Genomic DNA, 6576 nt, shown 5'->3' with positions numbered 1-6576 from the left:
AGTGCAAACCCATCGAATGCAAATGCCGAATCTTTGCCCAGTCATCCAAATTGATCACCTTCCATAGTGGCTAGGTGGCCCTGTTTTCAATCGGCAGAAACGGCATCACATTCGGTCGGCGTCAACATTGCGCGGCAATGCATTCGAATCGCAACTATTCGAAACGATTATGCGAACGAGCTTTGGTTACATTTTGAGCTCACGACCATGGAGCCGGGGGATGAGAATGCGGCAACTTCCCGAGAATACCTGTCGAGAGGCGAAAGGCTTCGGGGTCTGTTCGGAGTAAGCGAAGGAAACGACATCATTAACGACGCCTATCACCGATGGACAGCAGATCGCTCCATTGCGAACCCCGCGGGGGGTGCGCCCCTCATTGCGGTGAGGTCGATCGCTATTCTTGAGGCACACGCAGCCGAAATTAGGCGGGTACACGACGAGAGCAAACCTGCAGCGAACCTATCCCCCGCAGACACCGCTCGCGCAATGCGTGACGCAACCGCGGCCCGAACACACCTGACTCCGCTTCTGCTCCAATCAATGACGGTGATCGAGGCGGTGCGAGGATCTCTTCATAACTTCCTCGTCAATACCGAACGCGAGCTAGACCGAGGACAGCAGCAGTCGTCTATCTTCGAGCGTGCTCAGGCGTACGTGAACGCTCAGCTAGCAGCCGAGGCGCCCGACGCTCTCGCCGTCTTTGTTGCAGCTCAAGACAGGATTGTCGGGGGTACCCCCGAACAGATGTCGCAGGCGCTCGGCTCGTGTCGTCGCATGATCAAGGCCTTAGCTGATGCGTTCTACCCGGCCACTGGTGAGGCAGTCGTAGTCGACGGCGTAGCGCGAGTGATGGATGACGAACACTATCGAAACAGGTTGACCGAGTTCGTGCGGATGAGGCTTGGAAAAAGCACAAGCGCCGCTGTACTTAAGGCCACTCTCTCGGATTTGGGCAGTCGGCTGACGGCACTCGACAACCTCGCAAGCAAAGGCGTTCACACCGCAGTCTCGGCTGCCGAGGCCGAGATGAGCGTCGTTTGGACCTATCTGCTCGCGGCAGATTTGATGCGAATCAACGAGGGCCAGTGGCTCGTTTCCTCTTCCGGTCCGACAACCGAAGTTTGAGTGTCAAGGAACCGAAACGGCCCCCAGCCTCCGGAGAGATTGAGGGCCGCTTGGTTAGGCGCTGGTTAGGTCATCGCGCAATGACTCGCTCGCTTACCATCCGTTCCGCTGCACTCGGACATCAGGCCGGCCGCGGTGCGGTTGACGCCAGTCTGTTAGGCCGCGTGTTGCCCGACGGGTTCGAATGCCCAGTCGGGTGCTGCCTCGCCTGGCACGAACACCACGTCGAGGCCGGTGTCCGGGTGAACCGCTGTCAGGTAGTCCTGGACGATCCGTTGCCGCTTTGTGGCGCTCTCACCGCGGACGCTCTGTGTTCGGGCGAGATCCTTCGCCTCCTTGAAGTCGAGTCCCGCCATGGTGATCTCATCAGCATTCTGCGTACTCGCTCTCACAGCGCGCCCTGCAGCCCGCGGTACACGGCAAATGCGCTCGGTCGTGCAGGCTGAACGTCGCCGCGCCAGTGCGCCACGATGCCAATTTCGCCGGTATCTGCGTACCGCTCGGTGAGAAGCTGCAGTGTGACGCCGAGGCGCTGCCCAATGATGAGCTGCGAGAAGTCGCCCGCGAACACATCGTTCGCCCGGCTGGCCATGGTCCCGAGGGTGTACGACGGCAGGTTATTGGACTCGAACCGGGGTACGTCCGAGACCGCGCTCGGGATGTTGAGAGGCTGGCCTGTTGTGTCATAGGCCTTGCTGTACATGCGCGAGACTTTGCTGTTCCACACGAGACCAGTGGGGGTCTCGTTGCTGTCTCGCACTGTGTAGAGCAGATCGATCAGCTCGTCGTAGTAGCGGCCGACCGTCTGCACGGTGCCGTTCGCTGCCGCAGTCCCGAGCACGTTTGCCGGCCGCTGCGCATTGAGTGCGGCAAGGATGCCCCGGGGGTTCGGCGGTGTCGGCAGACTGATCGCCCCTGCGCCAGCCGTGATTCCGCCGTAAAGCGCGACCTGGTCGAGCTTGCCCGCGATAGCTCGGGCGATCGCGTTCGAGACAACCTCGTCGGCGTTGTCAGCGTCCTGGAAAAACTCGAGCGAGCCCTTTACGAGAGCACTCATGGTCTTTGCGGTCAGGGTTACGTTGTCGAACGTCGGGTCGCTGGTCGCGATGGATCCACCCTCAGCCCGGAACGCGGCCGAAGCATCTCCCGTTGCCCGACCAATGTTGACGGTTTGCGTGTCCATCGGAATGATGGTCGCTCCGGCCTGCGTGATTGCAGCCTTGCTGCGTGCCAGGTCGATGAGGGTTGCGCTCCACGAAGCGGGGACGATCGCTGACCCGCCCGTCGTGGTGAGTGCGCGGACCATCTGGCCGATGCCCGAGAACATGGCCTGCGCGATGTCGTCGCCCTTCTCGGCGCGGGCGTTCGGGTGGGTGATGAACGCTTGTTTGGGTTCGAGCGCCGCGCGCACCCCTGTGTCGCGGTTGAGCCACTGCCCGGCGCTGCTTGCGCCGAACGGCTCGGACTGGTGCAGGCTGCGGGAGAATTCCGCGATCTGCGCCTCCTGGCTGAGGTGTCCTCTCAGCGTTTCGAGGCGCTGCTCGAATGCACGGTTGTCCGCCTCCACACCCTCCCATGAGGACTTTTCGGCGGGGGTGAGCTCGCGGGTTGCTGCGATATCGGCAAGCGGCTTGCCGACCTTCTCCCATGCCGCGGCGCGTTCTTCGAGGAGTCGTGCAATGTTCTTCTGAATGGCTGACATTTTGTCTCTTTCCGTTGGGTTGTGCGTGTTGTGGATTGGTGCTGGTTTGTGGGTGGTCAAGCGGCGTCCCGGTCGAGTTCCCAGCCGGGGCGCATCTCGTCGCAGCGCACGCAGCACTCGGACCACTGCCCGATGTACCGGTGCTTGCCCTGCTCGCAGGTCTCGGCCTGCGCGGGTGCGGCGCGCAGCAGCCACCTGCTGGGATCGGTGCGAATCGCTTTCGCGACGTACGCTGCGGGGCTTGCGACCTGCAGTGTTGTACGACCCATGACATCGGCGATCGCGGCTGCGATGTCGAGCGAAGCCACGTCGACCGGGTAGCGTGCCAAGCACTTGATCACCGAGGCGGTGCTCGGCAGTGCTGCGGCAGCCTCAGCAGCGTCCCCCGCAGGGCTGTCGGCCCCGAAGAAATCAGAATCGCGATCGCTTTTAATCTGGTGTTCTTTATAGATAGTGTTCTTGGGGTCTGATTCCCCGTCATACGGTTTTACCGTCCTACGGTTTTCCAGTAGCACGGTGGAATCCGCGGGATCAGTGAGCTCGTGAGCCTGCCCGATGAGTTTGCCGGTGCCCTCCTCCTGCGCCGGAACGGTTTTCATGTACCCGGCTGCGCGGAGCTCGGCGAGCGCCTTCTGAATCGCTTCCCGGCCCTCGCTGCCCTCTTCCACGAGCTTCTTTAGCGAGATGTTCCACCCTGCCTGGTGGCTCATCATGTAGACGAGCACACCTCTGGACCTGTACGAGAGTCGCGAATCGCGCAGCCAAAGGTTCGGAATCTGGGCAAAATTTTTCTCGAACGAGAATTGCGGTCTAAGAATCATCGCGTCCACCGTCCGAACGTATGTCCGCTGATTGAGACAGAAACCGGGCACCAAGAACCGAACACTAGTTCTCTGGCACTCCCACCCGCCTTGACCGTCGCGAGGCCGCTGGCGGGGCTCACAGAGCGTCCCGGTCAACCGCGTTGCTGTCATCGAGGTCCGCGGCGTCTCGCTCGGCGTTTACGCGAGCAAGGTAGATAGCGAACTCGCGGCCGGCTGCAGCGAGGCACTGCTCGCGGGTGGGGCGCGGCTCGACGGGCTGTGGCATCAGAGGGCCTGGCCGATCAGCAAGGCGGGGGAGATGCCGAGAGCGCGGGCGATACTCGCTATCTCGCCGACCGTGAAGTCGGCGCGCCCTCGCATCTTCCGCTCGAAGATGCGGGGCGAAATTTCTGCACGCTGAGCGACCCAATGCGGTGACCGAGATGCAGCACGCATCGCCGCGGCAACCTGCGTGACCGAGAACGCAGAATAGTCCTGCCACGCCTTCTTCGTCGCCAGGGCTTTCGCTCGGTCTGCGGCGGAGCGCATCTCGGAAGCTTTGATCTCGGCAGCGAACGCGGCCTCTTGAATCAACGCCGCGACGGCGAGAGCGGTCGCGGGAGTCATGTCGAAACCGCTGTTACGGTCCTCCACGAAAACCTTTGGCGTGTACGCGCCCTTGTCGAACCACACCTCGGCACGGATGCCCCACACGTTGCGGTACTCCCCGCCGTCCTGCGTGACCTCGACCGGCGTAGCGAACACGCACCCGAACTCGTCGGGCGCTTCCCAAACGATTGTGCCGTGCTGTAGCGTTTCGGTCATGTCCTGATTCCCCCTGATGGATTGTTTGGCCCGGCGTTGATGCGCCGGGCCTCTTTCGTTTGTCTCGTCACTCACGCGGCAGTGCTCGTGATGGTCTGCACCGAGTCACTGAGCCACGCGTCGATGTCTTCCTCTCGGTACAAAACTGTTTTTCGGCTGGGCTTGAGGAAAACAGGCGGCAGGCCCAGAAATCTTCGCTGCGCTAGGAGCGAAGTGCTCATGTGCACCTTTTCTGCCAGCTCGTCAGGCGTAAGTAGCTTTCCCATTGATCTCCCTTGAAATCTCGTTTGTTGTTTGCTTGAACACGATTTCAGCATACACCAAAACAAGCGAGTCACAAGAACACGTTTTGGATTAGGGTTCCTCTATGGATGAAAACGCAGATGAGCCGAAGTTCAGCCCCGTCGACAGGGCATTCGGCAGGAATGTGAAGAGGGCTCGCGAAGATAGCGGATTGCTACAGACGGACATCGCATCGCAAATGACCGCACGCGGACATCGATATCACCAGGCCACGGTCTACAAAGTGGAGTCGGGTCAGCGGAAGATTCCGCTTGGTGAGGCCGTCGACCTTGCAGACATCGTGCAGCGGCCTCTCGCCGAGCTACTGGCTCCTACGGAGCAGGCCAACGATGAGCGGGCCGTCCACCTCGCTGCGCAGACATTCGCCGATAAAGTCTCGACCCTTATAGACGCGTCAGATGAGGTCTATGGCTCGCAAGCGGCACTTGCGCTAATCGTCGAGCGCGTCACTGAAAAATATGGTGAAGCGCTCGGCAACCCTGACGAGTTCTATGCCATGTACGGCCCGCTCATCGGATGGGAGGGAGCAACCCGAATTTGGGACACGCTGCGGGATCTCCAGAAGGACCGGCAGTGGATAGCGCTGATGGAAAACATGGGCCGCGACTCGCTGGGGAAATAGGATGGGCAGCATCGAGCCGTATGTCATCGCGGCTGGCAAGAGGTACCGCGTTCTGTACCGGAAGCCGGATCACAAGCAGACTCAGAAGCGAGGCTTCACGACGAAAAAGTCGGCCGAGCTGTTCCTCGCTGGGGTGGAGGTCGATAAAAGCAAAGGTGCCTATATCGACCCCGGAAAGACGCGGGTGACGCTGGGGCAGTGGCTTGACGATTGGCTGGCCGGTCGGTCAGACCTGCGGATGACCTCCCGCGAACGGGCCGAGGGGATTGTCGAAAGGCACATCAAACCGCGTCTCGGTGGGTACACGATTGGGAACCTGAACCACAAGACAATCCAGGAGTGGGCCGGTGGACTGTCGGCCACCCAGTCGCCGTCGAGCGTCCGCAAGATCGTCAACGTGCTATCGGGCAGCCTGCAGCTCGCGGTGAAAGACGGGAGGTTGCCTGCGAACCCCGCGCACGGCCTGAACCTGCCAAAGGTCGATGCGAACGCAAAGCGTTACTTGACGCACGAGCAGGTGCGCGACCTCGCCGCGGCCGTCGATGTCATCGGCCGCGGTCAATTCAACGGCGCCCGCAATGGATACGGTCTGCTCGTGCGAGTCCTGGCCTATTGCGGGCTTCGCTGGGGGGAGCTTTCGGGGCTTCGCGTCAAGGACATCGACTTCGCGCGCGGCCGGCTGGAAGTGCAGCACACCGTCGTTGAGGTCGAGGGCGTGCAGCACGACTCGAAACCGAAAGACTATGAGGCCCGATCGATTCCCGTTCCGGCCTCGATCCTGGCCGAACTGCGGGTGCACGTCGACGGTCTCGACATCGACGGCCCCGCCTTTCCCAGCCCTCGCACTGGGGGTTGGCTACGCGGCCGCGTGTTCCGCCGAGGCTGGCTTACCGCGGCCTCAGAAACCATCGGAGAGCACGGACTGACACCGCACGAGCTGCGCCATACGGCCGCGAGTTTGGCGATCAGTGCGGGGGCGAACGTGAAGGCCGTTCAGAGGATGCTCGGTCACGCCTCGGCAGCGGTGACACTCGATGTCTACTCAGACCTTTTCGATTCCGACCTCGACACCGTTTCAGAGGCGTTGGATGCGGCCATTCTAAGATCAAGTGTTGCCAAAGTGTTGCCACGCGGCGAATTGTCCTCAGTGTAGAGAGAGGGCCGAGGCCCTTCGATCCCAGTGTTTATGCGGGTTG

General features: G+C 61.4%; 7 protein-coding genes. 3 read left to right on the top strand and 4 right to left on the bottom strand.

All coding sequences use genetic code 11. The features are described 5' to 3' along the window. Nucleotides 1-540: 540 nt before the first annotated feature. Complete coding sequence (locus B7R22_RS09915) at nucleotides 541-1125, top strand: hypothetical protein (protein ID WP_116411570.1); 585 nt, start codon at nucleotides 541-543, stop codon at nucleotides 1123-1125. A 155-nt stretch (nucleotides 1126-1280) separates the two neighbouring features. On the opposite strand, the gene B7R22_RS09910 is transcribed toward B7R22_RS09915, so the two are convergent. The 4 genes from B7R22_RS09910 to B7R22_RS09895 form a co-directional block, all read right to left on the bottom strand. Beyond that, nucleotides 1281-1481: a hypothetical protein gene (locus B7R22_RS09910; RefSeq protein WP_116411569.1), complete on the bottom strand. Its 201-nt coding sequence runs from the start codon at nucleotides 1479-1481 to the stop codon at nucleotides 1281-1283. Nucleotides 1482-1513: 32 nt separating this feature from the next. Further along, nucleotides 1514-2827: a phage major capsid protein gene (locus B7R22_RS09905; protein ID WP_116411568.1), complete on the bottom strand. Its 1314-nt coding sequence runs from the start codon at nucleotides 2825-2827 to the stop codon at nucleotides 1514-1516. A 56-nt stretch (nucleotides 2828-2883) separates the two neighbouring features. Continuing rightward, the gene (locus tag B7R22_RS09900; RefSeq protein WP_147305347.1) at nucleotides 2884-3657 is read right to left on the bottom strand and encodes a hypothetical protein; all 774 of its coding nucleotides are present in this window, start codon (nucleotides 3655-3657) and stop codon (nucleotides 2884-2886) included. Between the two features lie 258 nt (nucleotides 3658-3915). Next, nucleotides 3916-4530: a hypothetical protein gene (locus tag B7R22_RS09895; protein ID WP_147305346.1), complete on the bottom strand. Its 615-nt coding sequence runs from the start codon at nucleotides 4528-4530 to the stop codon at nucleotides 3916-3918. A gap of 292 nt (nucleotides 4531-4822) precedes the next feature. Here B7R22_RS09895 and B7R22_RS09890 point away from each other — a divergent pair, with 292 nt between their 5' ends. Continuing rightward, nucleotides 4823-5380 (top strand): helix-turn-helix domain-containing protein, encoded by a 558-nt coding sequence (locus tag B7R22_RS09890; protein WP_116411565.1) that lies wholly within the window; start codon nucleotides 4823-4825, stop codon nucleotides 5378-5380. Between the two features lies 1 nt (nucleotide 5381). Further along, a complete protein-coding gene (locus B7R22_RS09885; RefSeq protein ID WP_116411564.1) occupies nucleotides 5382-6533 on the top strand; it encodes a tyrosine-type recombinase/integrase in 1152 nt (383 codons plus the stop codon). The last annotated feature ends 43 nt before the right edge of the window (nucleotides 6534-6576 follow it).

It is taken from the genome of Subtercola boreus, assembly GCF_003399635.1.
Taxonomy (GTDB): domain Bacteria; phylum Actinomycetota; class Actinomycetes; order Actinomycetales; family Microbacteriaceae; genus Subtercola; species Subtercola boreus_B.
This window is presented reverse-complemented; position numbering and strand designations above follow the sequence as displayed.

Bases quoted from the DNA above. Each gene is read 5' to 3' on its own strand.
- B7R22_RS09890 (WP_116411565.1), top strand. From the start codon at position 4,823: ATGGATGAAAACGCAGATGAGCCGAAGTTCAGCCCCGTCGACAGGGCA.
- B7R22_RS09910 (WP_116411569.1), bottom strand. From the start codon at position 1,481: ATGGCGGGACTCGACTTCAAGGAGGCGAAGGATCTCGCCCGAACACAG.
- B7R22_RS09905 (WP_116411568.1), bottom strand. From the start codon at position 2,827: ATGTCAGCCATTCAGAAGAACATTGCACGACTCCTCGAAGAACGCGCC.
- B7R22_RS09915 (WP_116411570.1), top strand. From the start codon at position 541: ATGACGGTGATCGAGGCGGTGCGAGGATCTCTTCATAACTTCCTCGTC.
- B7R22_RS09885 (WP_116411564.1), top strand. From the start codon at position 5,382: ATGGGCAGCATCGAGCCGTATGTCATCGCGGCTGGCAAGAGGTACCGC.